Here is a 22,429-nt window from a genome sequence, read left to right on the forward strand (position 1 = left end):
AAATAAATCTCAAGTAATTTCACTTAGAATACCTAAGCATCGCGCAGGTATTTCAAAGGGTTTACATGGAAAACAATATTATTGAAACATTAATTGAGTTAACGCATCGTGGAAATGATGATGTTAAAATTGCAGCTATTTCTGCCTTAGGAGATTATAAAGTAACCGTTGAACAACAAAATGCAATCAACCGCTTACTTGAACTCTGTAAAGACCCAAATAAAGATGTCGCAGTGTCTGCAATAAAAGCGCTAAGTAAACTCTCCGACCATTTTTAATATACAAACAATATCTTTTTATCAATACTCTTCTTGAAATTAAAACTTATTAATTAAACTTATTTAACTTTCTCGATCTCTCTAGTCACTAAATATGAATAGGTAATAATGTCTACTACCTATTCATACGCTAGCTCAGCCACACTACACTCAAATTAGTTGTGTTTTTTGATATCAATAAATACCTCCTTCTAGTAGCATTTTAAACATTGAAATTACCCTCTTAAAAAATAAATGAGTTTTAATTCATTTATTAATACCTATTAGCAGGATAATGAATGGATAACAAAGTCATAAATACATTACTTGATTTAACAAAAAGAAAAAATGATGATGTAAAAATAGCCGCTATATCCGCTTTAGGCGATTGTAAAATACAGCTGAAACAACATATTACGATTAACCGCCTACTTGAATTATGTAATGACCCAAATAAAGATGTCGCAATCAGCGCAATTAAAGCAATTAGCAAGCTCTCCAATGAGGTGTCGAATAGTGACTTGAGCATTATTACGATAAAATAATGGAAATAGTAAAGTGAAACCAATTAGTGGTCTCACTTTATGATATTTTAGTTATTATCGCTTAAATATCGTGCATGAAATGCAATATGTTCACCAATGAAACTACTAATAAAGTAGTAACTGTGATCATACCCATCACGCAGATTCAAACAATATTCAAATTGTTTTTTATCACAAATATCCGCAAATAACTCTGGTTTCAGTTGCTCTTGGTAAAAAGGATCCGCAGTACCGACATCCACTAAAATAGGTGGAATAGCCTCAGCCTTTTCGAGCAATTCAACGGTGTCATATTGAGACCAACTAACCGTATCTTCCCCCAAATAAGCCATAAACGCTTTTTGCCCCCAAGGAACCTGAGTTGGAGCAACAATCGGAGAAAATGCAGATAAACTACAATATCGACCTGTATTACGTAGGCCAATCATTAAAGCACCGTGCCCACCCATAGAATGGCCAAAAATAGCGCGTTTTTCAGATACAGGTAAATGTGTTTCGACTAAATCAGGTAGCTCAGACACAATATAATCATACATTTTGTAATGATTACGCCACGGAGCTTGCTGCGCATTCACATAAAAACCTGCACCTTGCCCTAAATCATAGGCCTCGTCATCAGCGACTTCAGTACCGCGAGGGCTGGTATCCGGTGCAATAAGAATTACGCCATATTTTGCCGCAAATTGTTGGGCTCCCGCCTTAGTGATAAAATTTTGCTCATTACAGGTTAACCCTGATAACCAATAAATCACCGGGCAGGCGACTGTTTTCGCTTGTGGTGGTAGATAGGCTGCGAACTTCATTTCACAGCCGAGCACAGTGGATTGATGTTGATAAACATCCTGCCAGCCCCCAAAACACGCATGGCGTTCAATTCTCTCCATCAAAGACTCCTTAATCATAGTGAATAACGGTACGGATTGATTTACCTTCATGCATTAAATCGAATGCGTCATTAATACTGTCTAATGGCAATGTGTGCGTCACAAAGGGAGACAGTTCAATATCCCCCTTCATGGCATCTTCAACCATTTTTGGCAATTGGCTACGGCCTTTCACACCACCAAATGCCGTACCGCGCCATGAACGCCCTGTCACTAATTGGAATGGACGAGTTGAAATCTCTTGCCCTGCTCCTGCGACACCAATGATAATCGATTGGCCCCATCCGCGATGTGCACTTTCAAGTGCGGCACGCATGACATTCACATTACCAATACATTCAAAGGTATGGTCAACACCCCACTGGGTTTTCTCAATCAGAACCTGTTGAATCGGCTTATCAAAATCATTAGGGTTCAAACACTCTGTCGCACCAAATTGACGTGCTAATTCAAACTTAGAGGGGTTAGTATCGATAGCAATAATACGACCAGCCTTTGCTTGCCTTGCCCCTTGAATAACTGCCAGACCAATACCACCGAGCCCAAAAACAGCAACTGAGTCACCTTCTTGCACTTTAGCTGTATTATGTACCGCGCCAATACCGGTTGTCACACCACAACCTAATAAACAAACTTCTTCATGGTTAGCTTGAGGGTTAATTTTTGCCAAAGAGACTTCGGCAACAACGGTATATTCACTGAATGTTGAACAGCCCATGTAATGATAAACTGGCTGGCCATTATAAGAAAAACGTGTTGTTCCATCTGGCATCACACCTTTACCTTGTGTTTCTCTGACAGAGACGCATAAGTTTGTTTTACCTGATTCGCAAAAAACACATTTCCCACATTCTGCCGTATAAAGTGGAATGACATGGTCACCCACACTAACACTGGTAACACCTTCACCGACTTCGACAACAACACCTGCGCCTTCATGCCCTAATACCACAGGAAACAAACCTTCTGGGTCATCTCCTGACAATGTAAAAGCGTCAGTATGACAAACACCTGTATGGCTAATTTTAACTAACACTTCCCCAGCTTTTGGTGGCATGACATCAATTTCGACAATTTTTAATGGCTCACCTGGGCCAAATGCGACTGCTGCACGTGATTTCATCGTTATTCCTTCTTTATTTACCGCAAATAGGTACGAATTAATGAGATAGCATCGTCTACTGAGTCTTTTTGCAACTGTGTTGTCGCAGACTCTTGAAGCCCTTCTCGTAAATGACTTTCTAATACCCCTGCCATCAAACCATTAACTGCACCGCGAATAGCAGCAATTTGTTGTAAAATGGCAGCACATTCAACTTCATCCTCCAAGGCCGACTCCAAGGCAAACAATTGCCCTTTCAGCTTTCTAACCCGAGTAAGGACTGCTTTTTTTTCCTTTGGGGAATGTGGCATATTTAAGCCTCTTTAATATACATAGGGGGAGTATAGTATCTATAGGATTATCTGTACAGAATTGCTTATTTTTATGACCCCAAAATACAAAATAATATTAGGTATAAAGGTTAAACAGTAAAACGTGAATATCACGTTCTACTGTCTTCAATAAGAAATAGATTAACGCTACAACAAGTTAAAGTATTTATCTGGCTGATACTGAGGGGGAAGTGGTTGAATATCTAACATATCCAATGCATTACGTTCAATACTATTACAAATAGCATTAAGCGGTAAATCATTTGCAGCAATCCCAAAAGGATCTTCGAGTTCTTCTGCTAATGCATCCCACGCTAGGAAGGTATAAGAAATAAAAACAGAAACAAATGGCGTCATAAAATGTAGGTCTACGACTAATGCAAAAGGAAGTAACGAACAAAATAGATAGACTGTTCGCTGTAAAATTAACGTATACGCAAACGGGATCGGCGTATTCGAAATACGTTCACAGCCGCCAAGTACGTCCGATAATGCATTAATATCTTTATTAATGGCTTGAAAGAGTACATCGCTGATGACTTTTTTATCACGTAATTCCCCCACCTTTAGGCCAATCTGCAACAATATTCGGCTAGTGGGAAACGGACTTCGGATAACCTCATCAAAAATATTTCGAGGTAATAACCGGTACAAGTCAATGATTGGACTGGTTTTTCTTAGTTCGTGTTTAAGGCTCCAACCAAAAGCAATCAACAGATTCGCAAACTCCTTTTGAGCTAATTGGTCATTAGGTAATAACCCTTTAATATTCCTTAAAATATTTCTTTGATTAATTAATAACGAAGCCCAAAGCGTTCGCGCCTCAATCAAACGGCTGTAACAGGCATTATTACGAAAACCGAGGAAGATTGCGATGGCAATCCCCAGTAAGCTAAAAGGAGCAATCGTTAAGTGTATACCTAATCGTTCGTACCATTGAAAACTGAGTACTGCTACGATAGATATCATTATATTTAGAGAAAGCCGAAATGTTATTTTTGACAGTACAGAACCATGCCAGTCGAATAACCGAAAAAACCAGTGCTGATGAGGACGAATAACCATAAGAAGACATATTGAATTAAGAAAACGACATTAACTTATTATTTCATTGATTAATTCAATGCGCTATAGCCAAACAACAATTAAAGTGAATATCACAATAATTATGACAAGCAGCAATAGCGCTAAATTCATCCAACACGGTTTTCGTTTATAAGTAATATTTGATTTTAATATTACTTATTAAGCTAGTTTTTTGCGGCTTTTAAACGCTCAATTTCATCTTGTAACGCTTCTATCTGCTGCTCTAAATGATCCGTTTCAGTAAAACTATATCGATGATTTAATTTAGTTGGGCCTGTGGCTCCGGAATAATGGTCGTAGCAGTTATTTTGTACATTTGAAATAGCACGCTCTAACCCCATGACTCTATTTCGATTACCGTGCATTTTGGCATATTTTAGCTGTTTTTCTAATTGATAGATTTTTTTATCACAACCATAATATTTATAACCGGCTTGAGCGGATACTGGAATAATCAGTGTTGATAAAATTATTAACAGTATTTTTTTCATGTCACATTCCTAATTCAAAAAATAATTTACCTGTGGCTATTTCATCATTTTGGCACATTATTAATATAGGTAAGCTCCTAATTTAGCTTAGGCTAAACAAATATAACGAGTAATTAAAATAAACCCACCTAAAATGATAACAATCATTTATTATTAATGATGAGTATTAAGTTAAAATGTTTTTTTTACATGATTTATTACAGACAGACACATTTTTCCCTGATACTTTAATATTAAAGGATTATTCTACAAGGATGTAGCTAGTTTCCGTACCTCAGTAGGTAAGCAATACGTATTATTACCAAATGCTTCATAAAACAACATATCAATCTAATTAATCCATATCTCGTATTTAATCTCTTATCCGCATTAATATTAATTTCTACTATTTTCATCAAAAAAACGCATTTAAATTTTCGAGATTTAATTTTTTCGATGATATCTGATTCAGAATAAGCCTAAACTCCCACCTCCTTTCATATTTGTTTACGACGGTTTACTGAGTAAAGATATACTCTTTGAATATAAAGAAGATAACCTCAAATGAGAATCACATGCATCACACCGAATTCGAACTCAAGTTCGCCAATGCTAACGAACAACAATTTCATACCGCATTAAAACAAGCAAGTCAGGAATATCTGCAAACTAAGCACGATCACGTGTATGCCAGCCTAGCTGACCTTGCTGCAATTGGCGTCTTGTTTATTGTTGCTGTTCTGAGTTATCTTCCAATTCTCATTACAACATCTACCACAGTTTACATATTGTCCTATTTTGTATTTGTCTTACTCATCATGCTATTAAATGTGATTGGCCAACATGACGCCTGCCATAATACCTTATTTAAATCCGGCTGGAAAAATCGGTTATTTGGGCGTTTAGTTACATTACCCTTAGGATTAGAACCGGAATTTTGGCGCACACGCCACGTTCATTATCACCACCATTATGCCAATATCGAACATTATGATTTAGACACTGAAGAAAATGGCATATTCCGCCAAACACCCTTTCAGCGTTGGCGACCTTTTATGAAATATCAACATATTTATTGGCCTTTCGTCGCATCATTGTCACTCACATGGATAGCTCTGGTGTTTGATTGGTCTGATCGAACGGGGAAAACACGCTTAAAAACACAGAAAGTTTTAGAAGGTAAACTAGGTTGGGGGTTATTTTTAGGTAGCAAGATAGGACACTTAATATTGATGCTTGGTATCCCAGTAATAGTGGCTCACCATCATGGGATCAGCTTAACTGCAATATTTATCACGTACTTGTTGAGCCAGATGGTTGCTTCCATTTTTGTAATTTATTTATTATTAGGAACACATTGGGCAGAGACACAGTTTTTTACTGCACCTGAGGATAAACAAATCACGCATGGTTGGTACCACCATAATTTTGTCACGGCTTGTGACTGGCTACCAACTCCCCATTTTTTATGGCGCTTAACTGGGGGACTAAATTATCACCTTACACATCATCTTTTCCCTCATTGGCACCATCGCCATTACCCTGCTCTAGCACACATCTTAGCCAAATTGGCCCAACAGTACGATATGCCATACCGTTGTATTGATTACAAACAACTCGTTGCAGCTCAAATACGATTTTTAAAACAAATGGGACAACCGCCACTGCAATAACAATTTTAGTAATTTAAAAAATAACAACTTTCTAAAATGCCATCTCTAAATCCATTTGTTTAGAGGTCATTATCTAAATAAACCCTTAAGGTCTATCTTTCTTGCCTATGTTACACTTTAAATAGGCAATACCCTTATTATTAATGACGAATAATTAAAACGATTGATTTAATCATTGATATAAAAGCATACAGATACCCGGCTATTATTAACAAAATGACCTTTATTTATCTTTTGTTTACTATTTATTTATTAAGAAATTATTAAATTGACCGTTACATTTATTGATGTTTTATTTAAGTTATAAAAAATATAATCAAATAAAAATTAGATTTCATTTACACACTACAATTTTAGAATGGTTGGTGCTCGCATGAAAAAAGCAGAGTATTTTATAAAAAAATTACGTACACTCATTATGAGTGACAAAACATATCTCACTAATAAATTTACTAAAAAACTCAATTACCGCCCTGACTTTAAAGCCCCAAAAAGCTTTAATGAGAAAGTGAATTTTAGAATGTTGCGAGATAAAAACCCATTATATTCACAATTTGCAGATAAACTTACGGTAAGGGAATATATCTCACGTACAATAGGAAATGAATATTTAGTTCCTATCATTGATACTTATAAAAATGTCGATGAAATTGATATAAGCAAACTACCAGAGCGTTTTGTTTTAAAATGTAATCACGACAGTGGCAGTAGTATTATTTGTCGAAACAAAGCACAATTTAATTGGCTAAAAGCTAAAAACAAATTGGATTTTCATTTAACTAAAAATCTTTACTATATTACTCGAGAGCGTCATTATAAAACTATTCCCGCACAAATTATGTGTGAAGAATATATTGATTTATTCGCTAATAAAAACCGGAAGTTAGTACCAGAAACATGCCGGGTTCATTGTTTTTCCGGTAAGCCTGTCTATGCAGAAATTGACTATACCGACGAATTTGGTAATGAATTTATTAATATTTATGATATCAACTGGCAGTTACAACCCGTGACTTTTGGTTATCCAAACATGCTAGAACCCGTATCTGAACCGCCATTATTCAAAGAGATGTTACGGTTAGCAGAAATACTCGTCACTCCTTTTGATTATTGCCGAGCTGATTTTTTGATGTCTGATGAAAATACGTTGTATTTCAGCGAACTCACTTTCGCTCCAAATGCAGGTAGAACAAAAATATCACCGCTGTCATGGGATTTCAAATTAGGGGAGCTTTGGGAACAACGTATTGTACGTAACACTAGGCATTCCCCCATTGAAGCACAACTGGCACCATCAACCGTGAATAAAAAGAAATAATTAGAATACAAAAAAGCTCTGCAATAATTCACAGAGCTTTTTATTTATTGGTTTTATTTGTTGATAAAATTAATTTGCTAACACACTAGCCTTGCGACGTAAGCTGGCAATTAACATATAAATTGCAGTTACTAACAGCACAATAAAGAAAAAATTCACTAAACCATTATGTTGGCCTAAAAATGTTCCGGCGGCGATAGGCCCCATTGCTGAACCGATACTGTAACTAAACAACATCACCTGAGTTGCTGCCACAATGTAGGAGGAATCTAGGCTATCACACGCCAATGTTATCGCTACCGGGTATAAGGCAAAAGTTGACATACCGAGTAACGCTAAAGCAACGATCATCACCAAATAATCACTCGAAATATAAATAACACCCATCGCAAAAACACCTAATAATGAAACCATTGCAAGCAACAAGGTTTTACTCATTAAGATAGATAATTTACTAACAACTGGCTGTATTAACATCCCACCAAGAATAATTGAGGCCATCAACACACCGACTTGGTCAGTGGTGAATTGGTCTTTTTTCAATGATAACGGCATTAGCCCATAAATAGTTCCCATAGTAATACCAGAAACCATACAGCCAATAATTGCAGGTTTACTTAAACGAGCAATTTTTTTCAATGAGAGTTTCTGATGAGAACCACTTTCTGGCTGACCTTGGCGCACTAATAACGGTGGCATTACCGCTAATAATAATAACCCTAATACCACCATAAATGGATAAGCACCATGGGTTCCAATAACACCAATAGCAAGCTGGCCAAGTGTTGTTCCGCCATACAATGACGTCATATAAAAACTTAAACGTTTAGCACGCTCTTTCGGATTATCGCCAATCAATAACCAAGACTCGACAACCACAAAAATACCCGCCACCGCAACCCCTGCAATTAAGCGGTTCGGCAACCAAGCTTCAATGGTTGGCGTCCATGGCAGTACGATAACTGTCGCGGCAAGCATCAATAAAAAACCAATAAACGCAAGACGATGGCCTATTTTGGCAATAATAGGTTCAATTAACATTGAGCCAATTAATAAACCAATATAATACGCGCTCGCTAACCAGCCGGCATATTGCGTATCAATACCAAAGCTTCCCATCGATAATGGGATTAAGCTCATTAAATAACCCGATGCAATAGCAAAAATCGTTAACCCTGCAACAGGAACGAATGCATTGTCGCGTTTGCGCATGATAGTAGTGGACTGATTCACGCCCCACTCTCCAACTAACAAAATAAATAATATGCGCTGCAACTACATCGTAGAATACGACAACATTGTGTTCCCAAGAAAGAACACATTTCGGCGATTAGTGCAGTAGTAAAAAAACAAAGATAAGACTAATTTGAGCGCAATATAGAACGTTCAATCACGAAGTTAAAATGAGAAAATCTAATGGTGACTAACAAAATAATTTATGTGAGAAAAATCACGTTTTTTTTGTAGGTAAACCCTGTTCAAAAATGGCAAGAAAAAGAAACTAATTACCTAAATAACAGTTAGTTATAAAAACAACATGCAAAACCACCTCTGTTACTTTTAGATACAACTTAAACTAAATATAAGGAACCTAAAAAGTGCTTAATCACAAAAAAAATTATTTATTGTTTTCTCCTGCTGCATAAGCTGATTGATAAAGCAAATTTGCCTTGCTCAATTTACTAAAACAATTTATTTCACTTTTTTGTTTGTTATTCCCTTATTTTTTCTTTTTATTTAAAAATTAATAGAGGTTCATTAAAATTTAGTGAAAACACTATAAATCGAATTAGAGGAATGCATAAAAATACTAATTCTTACTCTTCCTTAGTGCAATACGAGAATTCGGTCTGGAGGAATGGGAGGAAAGTCGGCGCCATAACGTAGTCCTACTAATTCCTAAATACTCGGCCACCGCTTTACGATCCCCATTAAATCTTGCCATTACGTCTTCTAATGGTTCATGTGATTTATCTTTTATTACGACGTCCTTGTGTTCGCTACCCTGCCTTTCTGGAGATAAACTTATTAACATTTGTGTTGTGATCGCTTTTTCTGGGTAAGCACTGCAATACAGCGCGACTCGCTCCATTAAGTTTCTGAGTTCTCGAACATTGCCGGGCCATGAATACTCAAGAAAAAATTCTTTACATACAATTAGTTGCTGTACACGAAAGGAAGGTAAAGGCAATCTTAATCCTGCAAAGGCTAATTTAAGCAGCCGCTCCGCTAATACAAAAATATCATCGCCACGTTCATTGAGCGCTGGTACTCGCATTCTTAGTACCCCGAGCCGATAAAATAGATCAGCTCGAAAGCGCCCTTCTTTTACCCAACCGTCTAAATCACAGTGGGTTGCACAAATGACCCGAACATTGACTTGTAACGGTTTATACCCACCAACTCGCACTACCGAACGCTCTTCGAGCACTCGTAATAACTTTGTTTGTAATGCAATAGGCATTTCACCAATTTCATCTAAAAACAGTGTTCCCCCATTCGCCAGTTCAAATAAGCCTGCTCGGCCACCGCGGCGAGACCCCGTAAAGGCACCTTCTTCATAGCCAAATAATTCGGCTTCTAATAATGTTTCAGGTATTGCTCCGCAGTTTACGGCCACAAAAGGCATTTGTTGTTTACTTCGCTTATGTTGATTAAATAAGGTATATTCGTGATGAATGGCTTGTGCCACCATCTCTTTCCCTGTTCCACTCGCACCTTGAACCAATACCGTTGCATCAGAGCGTGCATATAACATAATGGTTTGCCTAACACGCTCCATCTGTAATGACAAACCAATCAGGTCATTAATGGTATAACGAACTTTTGCAGGATTAGGGGGGAGATATTTGTCTTGCGAATGGTTTTCACGCCTCGACATCAGGCTTAATTCGATAGCATCTGAAAATGCTTGCCGTATGGTTTGTGTGGAATAAACAAAAACCCCTGTCATCCCCATTTCATCTGCTAAGTCCATGATTAACCCAGCGCCCACCACAACGGAGAGCCCCAAAGCTTTCAGTGCTTTAAGCTGAGCTCTCGCATCCTCTGCGGTAACATAGCTACGCTGTTCAATTTGCAAACCAAAACGCTGCTGAAATTCATCTAATGACGAAAGCGGTTTTTTATAATTAATAATCCCAATTTTATCGCTAATCTCCCGGGCTTTGGTTAATGCCTGCATAACATCGAACCCACTGATTTTTACGTTAATAATGGGAACTGAAACATGACTTTTTAAATAAGCACCATTTGAACCCGCACTAATAATGGCGTCACAATGCCCTTCCTGTAATCGTTGACGAACGGCCTCTACCGCCTGTTCAAAACCAAGATTAAGTGGTGTGATTTCCGCTTGTTCACTAAATTCTGGGCTGATATCTCGAAACAGTGTAAATAACCGGGACACTGAAACCGTCCAAATAATCGGTTTATCCATCATCGCCATACCTTCTCATCGTGTTTCATTTCCGTTTCACTTAACAATATATTGTTTCAATGAAACATTCCAACTGATTATTTTAACTTTGTTTTTTCTATCACAAACCAGAAAAATCAATATCCAATTGATTTTTAATACATTTATATTCCCACACCTCTTAATTCAAGGTTGGCACGCCAATTGCTATATGACTATTGTTACCCTAATCTCATTACAACTGATTAACATTTTATGAGGCCGCTATGTCATCATTTAGTGCAGGACACAAATTTCGCGAGGCTATCAAGCAAGAGTCGCCATTGCAGCTTGTTGGAACGATCAATGCCAACCACGCACTCCTTGCAAAACAAGCTGGCTATAAAGCTATTTATTTATCTGGGGGTGGCGTAGCCGCAGGATCATTAGGTATGCCTGACTTAGGTATTTCAACGTTAGATGATGTTTTAATTGATATTCGACGCATTACCGACGTCTGTGACTTACCACTAATGGTTGACGCCGATATTGGCTTTGGCCCTTCCGCTTTTAACGTTGCCCGTACCGTGAAATCCTTTTGTAAAGCAGGTGCAGCAGGGTTACATATTGAAGACCAAGTGGGTGCCAAACGTTGTGGCCACCGCCCTAATAAAGAAATTGTTTCGACACAAGAAATGGTCGACCGCATCAAAGCAGCTGTTGATGCACGAACCGATGACAGTTTTGTGATTATGGCTCGAACTGATGCATTAGCGGTAGAAGGCATTGATGCCGCACTGGAACGTGCACAAGCTTACTTAGACGCAGGCGCGGACATGCTTTTCCCAGAAGCTATTACAGAACTCTCTATGTATCAAAAATTTACAAATAACACCTCTGCTCCCGTACTGGCCAATTTAACTGAATTTGGCCAAACCCCACTGTTTACTCTTGATGAATTACGCAGTGTTGGCATTGCCATCGCACTATATCCACTTTCTGCATTTCGCGCCATGAACAAAGCGGCTGAACAGGTTTATACAACATTACGTAAAGAAGGCACGCAAAAAAGTGTCATTCCGCTAATGCAAACTCGAGAAGAGCTGTATCAGAGTATTCATTATTACGATTATGAGCAAAAACTGGATGCATTATTTTCACAGAAAAAATATTAATTTTTAATTACTTATTATTACCGAAAGTTGCATTACCTCAGTCCCCTACAAGGAATAAATGATGAATGAACAACTTAACCACACTGAAACTCCTCAATTTAAACCTAAAAAATCAGTTGCACTTTCTGGTGTAGCAGCCGGAAACACGGCCCTTTGTACCGTTGGGCGTAATGGTAATGACCTGCATTATCGCGGGTTTGATATTCACGACTTGGCAACACAATGTGAATTTGAAGAAATCGCACATTTGCTCATCCATGAAAGGCTCCCTACGGCAACTGAACTCGTTGCATACAAAGAAAAACTGCAATCCCTTCGAGGGTTACCGGCAAGCGTTAAACAGACGTTAGAATCAATACCCGCTAACGCACACCCGATGGATGTCATGCGCACAGGCGTATCAATGATGGGCTGTGTTTTACCAGAAAAAGAATCGCACCCTTTTTCTGGTGCTAGAGATATCGCTGATCGCTTATTAGCGTCATTAGGGTCGATATTGTTGTACTGGTACCACTTTAGCCACCATGGACGGCGTATTGAAACCCAAACAGATGATGATTCGATTGGTGCGCATTTCTTACACCTATTACACGGTAAAAAACCTCCTGCTCAATGGGAAAAATTCATGCATATTACGGCAATTTTATATGCGGAACATGAATTTAACGCATCCACATTTGCAGCAAGGGTTATTGCTGGGACAGGTACGGATTTTTACTCAGCGATGACAGGGGCAATTGCCGCGCTGCGTGGTCCAAAACATGGCGGCGCAAATGAAGTTTCTTTAGAAATTCAGCAACGTTATGCCTCGATGGACGAAGCGGAACACGATATTACCGCACGCATTAAAAATAGTGAGGTTATCATTGGTTTTGGCCATCCAGTTTATACCCTCGCAGACCCTCGCCATCCCATTATCAAATCTGTTGCTTTACAGTTATCAGAGCAAAGTTTAAACCGGCATCTTTATACCGTTGCGGATCGCATTGAGTCCGTGATGAAACGTGAGAAAAACATGTTTCCCAACCTAGATTGGTTTTCGGCTGTGGCTTATCACCTGATGGGCATCCCCACCGCTATGTTTACCCCGTTATTTGTTATGGCGCGTACCGCTGGCTGGTCAGCCCATATTATTGAACAACGACAAGATAATAAAATTATTCGTCCTTCAGCCAACTACATTGGGCCTGAAAATCAATTATTTACTCCTATAGAACAGCGTTAAAAGGTAACCTAATGACAACACAAACCGTGCGTTCGCAACAAATTGAATTTGATAAAGTGATCAGCGATATTGTTGATTATGTAATGGATTACCCGATTATTTCTGACCTCGCCTATGATACAGCTTATCATTGCCTGCTCGACACGCTGGGTTGCGGTATGGAATCCCTTGAATACCCCGCATGTAAAAAATTATTAGGACCTATTGTGCCAGGAACAATTGTGCCAAATGGAGCAAAAATCCCAGGCACACAATTTCAATTAGATCCTGTGCAAGGCGCTTTTAATCTTGGTACCATGTGCCGCTGGCTCGATTTTAATGACACTTGGCTTGCTGCCGAATGGGGCCATCCATCAGATAACCTTGGCGGTATTTTGGCGACGGCTGACTGGCTTTCACGTGAAAACATTGCTAAAGGCAAAGCGCCACTAGTCATTAGAGATGTTTTGACTGCATTAATTAAAGCGCATGAAATTCAAGGTTGTATTGCGTTAGAAAACGCCTTTAACCAAGTTGGCCTTGATCATGTCATTTTAGTTAAAGTAGCCTCAACTGCGGTTGTTGCACATTTATTAGGGCTGGAAAGAGATCAAATTCTCAATGCCGTTTCCCAAGCATGGATTGATGGGCACAGCTTACGTACCTACCGCCATAGCCCCAATACAGGGTCCCGTAAATCATGGGCAGCCGGTGATGCCACATCCCGTGCAGTTCGGTTGGCTTTAATGGCTCAAAAAGGAGAAATGGGCTACCCAACGGCGCTAACCGCGAAAACATGGGGCTTCTACGATGTTTTATTTAATGGAAAACCACTGCGTTTTCAACGCCCTTATGGCTCATATGTCATGGAAAATGTGTTGTTTAAGATTTCTTTCCCTGCTGAGTTTCATTCCCAAACAGCGGTAGAAGCAGCTTTACAACTCTATCAAACCCTTGAGAAATTAGGGAAATCGGCACAAGATATTGAGTCTATTGCCATTCGTACCCATGAGGCTTGTATTCGTATTATTGATAAAAAAGGCCCATTAAATAACCCGGCAGATAGAGATCATTGCATCCAATATATGGTTGCTATCCCATTAATTTTTGGTCGTTTAACCGCAGCTGATTATGAAGACAATATTGCCAAAGATGCGCGTATTGATGCATTACGTGCAAAAATGTATTGCACCGAAGATGCACAGTTTACTCGAGATTATCATGATCCTGAAAAACGTTCGATTAGCAACGGGTTAACCATCACATTGAAAGATGGGCAAGTGCTTGATGAAGTTGTTATCGAATACCCAGTTGGTCACAAACGCCGCCGCAAAGAGGGTATGCCATTGTTATTGAATAAATTTAGAATTAATTTAGCAAGGCAATTCCCAGAAGCCCAACAAATTCGAATTCTAAAAGCCTCTCTCGATAAACCCATGCTAGAAAAAATGCCCGTCAATGAATATCTGGATTTGTTTGTTATTTAAGTCTAAATAATTATTAACCAGTAATTCAATTCAGCGCCTTAATATAGAGGCGCTGAATATTCACCTGCTAGATTAGAAAATAAATTGGTAACGAGTTTGGCTTCGATACACTTGTTGAGAAAGAGCAATCGAGCTGTATCGCGTGCCCCACTCCGAATGATTAATGGCGTCTGTTGGAAACTGAGTAGCCATCACTACCCCTGAATAAGGGACATACGTTCGGGTTTTCCCTGACGTTGCAAACAGATTATTTCCACTGTACACATGTAATGCAGGCTGTGTAGTGGCGATATTGAGGCACACATCACCACTTGGTGCGCTGAGGATTGCGACTGTCTGCTCACCATCGGTTAATGCGTTGTTTAATATAAACGTATGGTCATAGCCCCCAACACGACGCTGCACATCATCTTGTAAAAAATCCCGGCCAATTCGCTTACTTTGGCGAAAATCAAAATTTGTTTCTGCAACATTATGCCATTCCCCCGTTGGAATACCGTCCATATCTGTTGGCAAATATTGGTCTGCATCAATATATAAATCATGCTCTAAAGCCGTTCTAACCGAATCCTCTCCTGCTAAGTTAAAATAGATGTGATTCGCAAGGTTAACAGGGCAAGCCTCGGTAGCTTGGTAGTTATGATGGATAACCACTTGATTATCTTCTGTAAGTTCATAACTCACTTCAACGTCTAACTGGCTCGGAAAATCTTGTTCGCCAGCAGGAGACGCCAAAGAAAAAATAGCTTTCTGTGGAGTTGGTTGAAAAATACCCCATATACGGTGACTAAAATTATGTTTTCCACCATGAAGGCAATGTACTCCTTGGTTACCCGTTACCTGATAATGTTGCTTATTTAGCGTAAATTGAGAGTTATTTATACGGTTAGCTACTCGCCCGACTATCGAACCAAGATATACCCCTTGCTCCATCTGTTTCGCCATATTGGGTGAACCCAAAACAACATCTCGCTTTCCTGTTGTTAACGGAAGTATACAGCTAAGCCAACTAGCTCCTAAGCTACTGAGAATAACCTTCATACCATTTTGATTCGTAAGGGCAATTACTTTTGGAGCGCGAAATGTCTGACATTGTTCTTGAGTTAACCGCATTTTTTCCTCAATCATTCAATAATCACTATAGAGTACAAATTTGTAGAGTTTGCTACATGTTCCCTATACTTTGAACAAATACTATATTGTGCCATTATGAAACAACGTATTAATTTTCGCCTTGTTATCAACTGGATGCAATAATTAATAAGTCATTTTTATATAATAGCTTGCAATAAAAAACCGAGCCACTTTAAAGCTCGGTTCTTATCGAAAAATAAAATAAACGTATGATTAATGCTTAACATCTTTATCATAAGGGTCAAGGTGAGTCATAACATCTAAAATTAATGGGTTTTCCATCAACTTGTTACGTACATTTACCGCAATCTCATGGCCAACAGTAATACTCATATTTCCATCAAGTTCTAGATGCACATCTACTAATAAAAAATCACCCGACTTACGTGTTTTTAAATCATGATATCCCGATAACTCACTTATATTATCTAAAACAGAACGAATTTCCTGCAAAGTTTCCTCATTCGCGCCTTTATCCATTAAGTCTTGCATCGATTGATTCGTAAATTTGAACCCCATGCGAAAAACAAAAGTCCCGACAATGAGGGCAGCAATCGGGTCAAAAATACGTAAACCGCATAAACTCCCAATAATACCGATGGCAACAACTAATGAAGAAGCGGCATCAGAGCGTGCATGCCAAGCATTTGCAACTAACATACTCGAATTCACTTTGTTAGCAACATGAAGCATATATCTAAATAAACCTTCTTTTGCCACTAAAGCGATCAGTGCAGCGACCAAAGCTATGGTATGTACTTCAGGAATTAAATCTGGGTTGAGTAACTTTTCAATAGCAGACCAAACCATCCCCACACCAACAATTAATAAAATTATTCCTAATATTAATGAGGCACCATTTTCATAACGAAAATGGCCATAGGGGTGATCTTCATCAGGTTTTTTATGGCTTTTTTTATTCGCGATTAATACGACAAAATCAGCAATTAAATCAGACAAGGTATGGATACCATCAGCAACTAGCCCTGAAGAATGTGAAATAACACCAATAATTATCTGCCAAATGGATAAGAGTGTATTAACAACGACACTGATGAGTGTACTTTTCTTCGCTGCATTAAATTTTATTTGCTGTAGCTCGAGCTCACTTTTTTTCTTGGGCGAGGCATTATTCATATTCATATGATGTATTCTTTAATGAAAAACAAAATAATTATCATTCAAATAAACCTTTTAAATCAATTGGTTAATGATATTTAAAATCAATAATCGCATAGTTCCTGTTAAAAGTCTCACTAATAATTGTAAACAAAGGGTGACTCAACAATAATTATCCTTTATTTTCAAATAATTAATTATATTTACCTTAACTCTAAGCGATAAATGCGCACGTTATAGCATTTATTACTTTCCATTTAACTTATGATATATTGAAGATAAGCCTTTGTAATTAATTTCAAATAACACGAAAATGAGGTCGCTATGTATAAAAAAATCCTAGTTCCTATTGATTTGTTAGAAGATGAGTTGAACCAAGAGATCATCAAACACGTTGAGGCACTAGCGCAACTAAGCTCAGCCGAAATTCATTTTCTATCCGTTATTCCAAGTCTTGAATTATTTTTTGGTATTGAAATTGCCGCCTTACCAGAAAGCAATAAAGATTCTGCAGAACGCTCAGTTCTCGCAATGCGTGCATTAGAAGAGGTCATTAAAGATATCAAAGTTGCTGATGAACGTATTAACTGCAAAGTTGGTATTGGTTCCGCCAAAGACGAAATTTTGGATTATGCGCAAGAAATTGGTGCCGACCTAATAGTTGTTGGCTCTCATCACCCAAGCACTTCAACCTACCTATTAGGCTCCACAGCATCCGCTATTGTGCGCCATGCGAAAACATCTGTATTTGTTATTCGCTAAATTAATTGCTATAAAAAATGCCGCTAAATGCGGCATTTTCTTGAATATTTATTTATTAACTGAATCAATTAATTTATCGTCTGTAGACCAGATGCGATATTTCACTTGCATATCTTTTGGAGCGTAAACCACAATTGGTAGCTTGCTGTTATAACGCACAAATGCATCATCACCTAACTGAGTTGTCACAAAACGGTCTTTTGCCGGCTCAGAACATCCCATCATGGTAGACGCAGGGCCTTTTACTTCGTCGAGTTTATAATAATCATAACCCCAACCTTCTAATGTCTTTTTGTCTAGGTCACCCATAAACCATTGGCGGTTACAATCTGCTTTGATCGTTTTTCCAATAACTAACTCAACCATAAAGTCATTTTCATTTTGTTGCTTGGTTAATTCAATTACATGACGAGTCATACCCGATTCAGCTTTTGGATATGGCGCGATCTTTTCCAAATCTTCCGTTGCTACTGCACAAGATGAAATTAGTGCCGCTGCCATTACAGATAAAATCGCTTTTTTCATTATTTATTCCTATTTAAGAACATAAAACTAATTTTTAAAACCAGACTTTTATACATATTAAGTCATTTACGTCGTAATTATCACTATAGATGATTCTTAATTACAAAAATAGAGATAACTCAGGTAAAGCAATGTAATACGACTTAATTCTAGTAGAAAGATCATAAAACTAATAAAAATTATGTAAATTACAAGCTATTTGGATGTACAAAATGTACGCAATGTTTATACTGAATCTGAGGCTTAATACATTCTGAGGAGGTAGTATGTTATCAGCAGATCAAGATTTAGTTTCAAAATTAATCTCTACACATCCCCGTTTTCAGACTCTTTATGAAAAACACCATCAACTCGACAAAGAAATCAGTAAATTAGAAGGTCCTTCTGGAGCTGGTTACAATGAGCATGTCGCTAAGCTAAAAAAAGAAAAATTACATCTTAAAGATGAAATGCAAAAGATAATGCTCTCGAGTCAATAGCTTATCACGATAATAATATCTGGTATTTTTCTCACATAACGAAAATCACAAACTTAGCTAACATTCTAAAAATGACGATATTATATTGATTCATTTAGTCTTAGCTAAGTGGTTTTTCACACTAATATAAGAGGGTAATTTTTTACCCTCTTTTTATTGCGTCGAAAATTCACCATTTAATTGAGCTCTATCAATAAAAACACGAATAAATCATCATTAGCTAACCATTCGCCTCTTAAAATTGTATATTAAATATATGTTTTAATTCTCTAAGGACTTTCTATGGTTGGCAAACGCATTCATCGTGAAATTAAAACGATTGAAAAAATGATAAAAATCTATGAAAAAGCCTACCCTGCGCCACTAGAATCTCCTGATTTTTATCAAAAATTATTTTCCTATGCCGTTAATAGGCTAGAAAAATGCCGGTATGGGGAAGAAAAACCAGCATGTAAACAATGTCCAATCCATTGTTACCAACCCAAAATGCGGGAACAAATGAAGCTAGTTATGCGCTGGGCTGGCCCTAAAATGTTAATCCATCACCCAATACTCGCTATACGCCATTTAATTGATGATCGTAAACCTGTTCCTGATTTACCTACCAAAGTAAATAAACGCACAGCTCGGAAGCAAGAACCTCGATAAGCGTAACCATAACTCAAACTAACCCTCTACTTAAGCAAAATACAGTATAAGGAGAAGTAATAAAATACGGGTATATTAAACAATAATAAGCGAGAAAAGTAATAACAAGAAAAAACTATTTATCAAAACATATATTTAAAATACCTATCAGAGCCATCATTCAAACCTATCTACTAAAAAATGAGACTCAAGTCACATCTTAACAGCAATTACCCTCATATTAATAAATAATATCAATCGATACGATTATAAAAAAAAATAAATTAAGTTAGCAATCAATTATTACATTAATGAAATTAATCAATAATAGTTTTAACGAATTCTAATATCACCATTAGCATAGCTAAAATTCATATTACTATACTAAAAATGATAAGTGAGCAGAAAGTAGAAAAAAAACACATTTTATGTGTAATAAACAATAATATATTAACAACCGACTAATTTTATTAATTTAGAATTTTAATCTAAACTAATTAAAATTATAGGAATAAACAGAAAAAATACCATTTTAAAACCAATAAATACCGAGCTATTTGCAGAAAAAGATCGGAAAATATATATTTGGAAACATTTATTTATATTTGGAATTACAATGTGACACAAAATTAATCGATTTATATAATTTCAAACATACTAATAACATCCATGCTTTATATCACCAGGTGGAAATTGTTGAACATTTAATTTTGAAGTTATATTTAAATACAATTAATGAAGGTATCGTCATGCAAGTAGTAAATTCACCAAATCAATACGTAATTAAACAAATAAAAGTTAATAGTAACGCAGCTCATCACATTATCGATTTAGAAACCAAAGGGCTTTTAATCGTAGAGCAAGGCTCGGTATTACTAGAAACCCCATCTAACTCTCAACGTTTAAATGAAGGTGATATCTTATATCACAAACAAGGCGCTTACTCATTGCAGCTCGCTGAAACAACAAATTGTGATTTACTTTGGATTTCTTTAGATGATAAGTTTTTACGTAACTTCATCTCCAATCATGGTGCTGAGTTAAGTGGAATAGACCGCGGTGAAGGCTTACCATGTGATGTAATTAAATTTAATTCTTCTCCTCTCATTAACGAAATTAAAGCAAGCTTAAATGCATTTATCAATAATGAATACCCTGATGTTATCTTCTCACTCAGAGTAAGCGAGTTATTATTATTACTGAGCTACAGTGAACAAGGTGCTTTATTGTTATCTAATTTTAGACAGCTGAGTAGTCGCCAAGTAGAGCGTTTGCAATTATTTATGGAAAATAATTATCTTAAGGAGTGGAAATTAAGTGAGTTTGCACGTACTTTTGGCATGGGGTTAACAACCTTTAAAGAGCTGTTCAATACCGTTTATGCTACATCACCACGTTCTTGGATTAGTGAAAAACGTATTATGTATGCACACCAGTTATTAATTAACACAACAATGAGTATTGTTGAAGTTTCAATGGAAGCTGGTTTTTCAAGTCAATCTTACTTCACTCAAACTTATCGAAAAAGATTTGGATACACTCCGAGTCGGTCAAGAATAGCAGCTTAACCGCTCAGTAATATTCAAACTCATGCCCTGTCAGTTATAGAAATATAATCTGGCAGAACGGCAAGCAGCTCTCCCCCTTTTAAGTATTCACCTAAACTTCTTATACTTCTTATACTCCCTTTTAAATTAATACATCACAAAAAAGGTAATTTGCCTTTTCAGTGACAAATTACCTTTAAGATAAACTTAGACAAAAATTATATTATTTTGCTTTAATTATTTTCAAATCAATAATTGACATGGAGTTTGGTGGTACTTCACCAGGTATACCTTCAACACCATACCCTCCTTCAGGCTTAATATATACCTTAACCATGCCCCCTTCCCCTGCTCGTTCTACAAAGGAATTTAATGGAGCTGGTAACTGGCTATAAGGCAATGTGACAGGGTTTTGATCGGTGTACAATACTGTAACCTTACCATCCGTCAATTGTTCCCTCATAATAAAAGTTACATCTTTATTTTTGACGTCTTTTATCGGTGAGCCTGCTTGCATGATCTTATAGTAAGTGTTGTTATCGAGCTTACTGTATTTTTGAGCAGTAATTTGTTCAATAATCTTTTGGTTTTTCTTCGCATTTTCTGCAGCGATCGCTTTTAAATCTTTACTAGGCGGAACTCGTCCAGCCAAACCTGTATTCGTTTTTGATCCACTTCTCGCTTTTAATGCATCATTTTCATCTTGTAGTTGAGTTATCAATCGGTTCAAGTCCACAATTTGTAATTTTAAAGTTTCATCACTCGAAATGGATTTACGCGAATCTAACTCTGTTTGTAATTTTTTCAATTTCTCTTGTGCTAATGCTAATTCTTTCTGAGAAGTCGTTTTTAAATCACCAAAAAGCTTATTTGTGTCTGCCAGTTTTTGCTCAACCTCAGACTGTTTCTTTGTTTTAGCCGCTATATCACTTTCAAGTTTGTTAATTTTGTCTTCTTGAGACTTAGTCTGCTTAACAAATTGCTGATTTTGCTGCTCAAGTTTTCTCTTCTCATTTTCTTGGGCAGTAAGAGCATCATTAATTGATTTTTTCTCAGATTCTAACTTAGCTAAAGCTGATTCTTTCTGTTTCAATAGGGCAATCTGTTTATTTAAGTTTATTGTTAGCTCTTTAACTTGCTTGTCACTTGCTTGCCCTATTAGCGCTGTTTGTTTTTCAACATCTTTTTGTAACTTCAACAGGTCTGCGTTGGCTTGCTTCAGTTGAGCCTGAGCTGCAGCGTAATCTTGCTCTTGTTGACGAAGTTTCCCCTGCAAGTCTGCCTGCTGTTTTTCACTGTTCGCGAA

Annotated in this window: 22 protein-coding genes; 11 read left to right on the forward strand and 11 right to left on the reverse strand. The window is 37.3% G+C overall.

The genetic code is table 11. From position 1 onward, the window contains the following. Positions 1-65 precede the first annotated feature (65 nt). Both PR683_RS07865 and PR683_RS07870 read left to right on the forward strand, forming a co-directional pair. Complete coding sequence (locus PR683_RS07865) at positions 66-278, forward strand: HEAT repeat domain-containing protein (RefSeq protein WP_004912957.1); 213 nt, start codon at positions 66-68, stop codon at positions 276-278. Positions 279-556: 278 nt separating this feature from the next. Continuing rightward, on the forward strand, positions 557-802 hold the full coding sequence (locus PR683_RS07870; RefSeq protein ID WP_109913135.1) for a HEAT repeat domain-containing protein: 246 nt from the start codon (positions 557-559) through the stop codon (positions 800-802). Between the two features lie 47 nt (positions 803-849). On the opposite strand, the gene fghA is transcribed toward PR683_RS07870, so the two are convergent. The 5 genes from fghA to PR683_RS07895 all read right to left on the reverse strand — a co-directional run bounded on the left by fghA (position 850) and on the right by PR683_RS07895 (position 4,697). Further along, positions 850-1,686, reverse strand: coding sequence for an S-formylglutathione hydrolase (fghA, locus tag PR683_RS07875; RefSeq protein ID WP_109913134.1), 837 nt, complete (start codon positions 1,684-1,686; stop codon positions 850-852). A 10-nt stretch (positions 1,687-1,696) separates the two neighbouring features. After that, on the reverse strand, positions 1,697-2,809 hold the full coding sequence (locus PR683_RS07880) for an S-(hydroxymethyl)glutathione dehydrogenase/class III alcohol dehydrogenase (protein ID WP_004912967.1): 1,113 nt from the start codon (positions 2,807-2,809) through the stop codon (positions 1,697-1,699). A gap of 17 nt (positions 2,810-2,826) precedes the next feature. Then, positions 2,827-3,099: a formaldehyde-responsive transcriptional repressor FrmR gene (gene frmR, locus PR683_RS07885; RefSeq protein ID WP_109913133.1), complete on the reverse strand. Its 273-nt coding sequence runs from the start codon at positions 3,097-3,099 to the stop codon at positions 2,827-2,829. A gap of 168 nt (positions 3,100-3,267) precedes the next feature. After that, on the reverse strand, positions 3,268-4,185 hold the full coding sequence (locus PR683_RS07890) for a bestrophin family protein (RefSeq protein ID WP_004912973.1): 918 nt from the start codon (positions 4,183-4,185) through the stop codon (positions 3,268-3,270). Positions 4,186-4,370: 185 nt separating this feature from the next. Next, on the reverse strand, positions 4,371-4,697 hold the full coding sequence (locus tag PR683_RS07895) for a DUF1090 family protein (RefSeq protein ID WP_109913132.1): 327 nt from the start codon (positions 4,695-4,697) through the stop codon (positions 4,371-4,373). 554 nt (positions 4,698-5,251) lie between these two features. On the opposite strand from PR683_RS07895, the gene PR683_RS07900 reads away from it, so the two are divergent. Both PR683_RS07900 and PR683_RS07905 read left to right on the forward strand, forming a co-directional pair. After that, complete coding sequence (locus PR683_RS07900; RefSeq protein WP_004912978.1) at positions 5,252-6,349, forward strand: fatty acid desaturase family protein; 1,098 nt, start codon at positions 5,252-5,254, stop codon at positions 6,347-6,349. A 373-nt stretch (positions 6,350-6,722) separates the two neighbouring features. Further along, complete coding sequence (locus PR683_RS07905; protein ID WP_109913350.1) at positions 6,723-7,667, forward strand: ATP-grasp fold amidoligase family protein; 945 nt, start codon at positions 6,723-6,725, stop codon at positions 7,665-7,667. A gap of 69 nt (positions 7,668-7,736) precedes the next feature. Here the strand turns inward: PR683_RS07905 and PR683_RS07910 are convergent, their stop codons facing one another. Together PR683_RS07910 and prpR are read right to left on the reverse strand one after the other, a co-directional pair. Further along, a complete protein-coding gene (locus tag PR683_RS07910; protein WP_004912983.1) occupies positions 7,737-8,879 on the reverse strand; it encodes an MFS transporter in 1,143 nt (380 codons plus the stop codon). A 598-nt stretch (positions 8,880-9,477) separates the two neighbouring features. Continuing rightward, the gene (gene prpR, locus PR683_RS07915) at positions 9,478-11,106 is read right to left on the reverse strand and encodes a propionate catabolism operon regulatory protein PrpR (protein ID WP_272581744.1); all 1,629 of its coding nucleotides are present in this window, start codon (positions 11,104-11,106) and stop codon (positions 9,478-9,480) included. 245 nt (positions 11,107-11,351) lie between these two features. Between prpR and prpB the strand changes: the two genes are divergently transcribed. The 3 genes from prpB (at position 11,352) to PR683_RS07930 (ending at position 14,930) form a co-directional block, all read left to right on the forward strand. Next, positions 11,352-12,239 (forward strand): methylisocitrate lyase, encoded by an 888-nt coding sequence (gene prpB, locus PR683_RS07920; protein ID WP_109913305.1) that lies wholly within the window; start codon positions 11,352-11,354, stop codon positions 12,237-12,239. Positions 12,240-12,300: 61 nt separating this feature from the next. Then, positions 12,301-13,464 (forward strand): bifunctional 2-methylcitrate synthase/citrate synthase, encoded by a 1,164-nt coding sequence (gene prpC, locus PR683_RS07925; protein ID WP_004912990.1) that lies wholly within the window; start codon positions 12,301-12,303, stop codon positions 13,462-13,464. Between the two features lie 11 nt (positions 13,465-13,475). Continuing rightward, the gene (locus PR683_RS07930) at positions 13,476-14,930 is read left to right on the forward strand and encodes a bifunctional 2-methylcitrate dehydratase/aconitate hydratase (protein ID WP_210783210.1); all 1,455 of its coding nucleotides are present in this window, start codon (positions 13,476-13,478) and stop codon (positions 14,928-14,930) included. Between the two features lie 72 nt (positions 14,931-15,002). Here PR683_RS07930 and PR683_RS07935 read toward each other — a convergent pair whose 3' ends face one another. Next, the gene (locus tag PR683_RS07935) at positions 15,003-16,058 is read right to left on the reverse strand and encodes a galactose-1-epimerase (protein ID WP_336297660.1); all 1,056 of its coding nucleotides are present in this window, start codon (positions 16,056-16,058) and stop codon (positions 15,003-15,005) included. 219 nt (positions 16,059-16,277) lie between these two features. Further along, positions 16,278-17,207: a cation diffusion facilitator family transporter gene (locus PR683_RS07940; protein ID WP_004912996.1), complete on the reverse strand. Its 930-nt coding sequence runs from the start codon at positions 17,205-17,207 to the stop codon at positions 16,278-16,280. Between the two features lie 300 nt (positions 17,208-17,507). Between PR683_RS07940 and PR683_RS07945 the strand changes: the two genes are divergently transcribed. Continuing rightward, positions 17,508-17,945, forward strand: coding sequence for a universal stress protein (locus PR683_RS07945; RefSeq protein WP_004912997.1), 438 nt, complete (start codon positions 17,508-17,510; stop codon positions 17,943-17,945). Between the two features lie 48 nt (positions 17,946-17,993). Here the strand turns inward: PR683_RS07945 and eco are convergent, their stop codons facing one another. Continuing rightward, on the reverse strand, positions 17,994-18,470 hold the full coding sequence (eco, locus tag PR683_RS07950) for a serine protease inhibitor ecotin (protein ID WP_004913002.1): 477 nt from the start codon (positions 18,468-18,470) through the stop codon (positions 17,994-17,996). Between the two features lie 266 nt (positions 18,471-18,736). On the opposite strand from eco, the gene PR683_RS07955 reads away from it, so the two are divergent. The 3 genes from PR683_RS07955 to PR683_RS07965 all read left to right on the forward strand — a co-directional run bounded on the left by PR683_RS07955 (position 18,737) and on the right by PR683_RS07965 (position 21,144). After that, entirely contained in the window at positions 18,737-18,949 is a 213-nt protein-coding gene (locus PR683_RS07955) for a DUF465 domain-containing protein (RefSeq protein WP_004261774.1), read from the forward strand. A 282-nt stretch (positions 18,950-19,231) separates the two neighbouring features. Continuing rightward, the gene (locus PR683_RS07960) at positions 19,232-19,597 is read left to right on the forward strand and encodes a nitrous oxide-stimulated promoter family protein (RefSeq protein ID WP_004913005.1); all 366 of its coding nucleotides are present in this window, start codon (positions 19,232-19,234) and stop codon (positions 19,595-19,597) included. Between the two features lie 728 nt (positions 19,598-20,325). Further along, positions 20,326-21,144 carry a helix-turn-helix transcriptional regulator gene (locus tag PR683_RS07965; RefSeq protein ID WP_123381791.1) on the forward strand — a complete coding sequence of 273 codons (819 nt, stop codon included), beginning with the start codon at positions 20,326-20,328 and terminating at the stop codon, positions 21,142-21,144. A gap of 202 nt (positions 21,145-21,346) precedes the next feature. On the opposite strand, the gene PR683_RS07970 is transcribed toward PR683_RS07965, so the two are convergent. Then, positions 21,347-22,429, reverse strand: a 1,083-nt coding sequence (locus PR683_RS07970) for an FKBP-type peptidyl-prolyl cis-trans isomerase (protein WP_272526698.1), incomplete at its 5' end; no start/stop codon positions are given.

The organism is Providencia sp. PROV269, from assembly GCF_028477785.1.
GTDB lineage: Bacteria > Pseudomonadota > Gammaproteobacteria > Enterobacterales > Enterobacteriaceae > Providencia > Providencia rettgeri.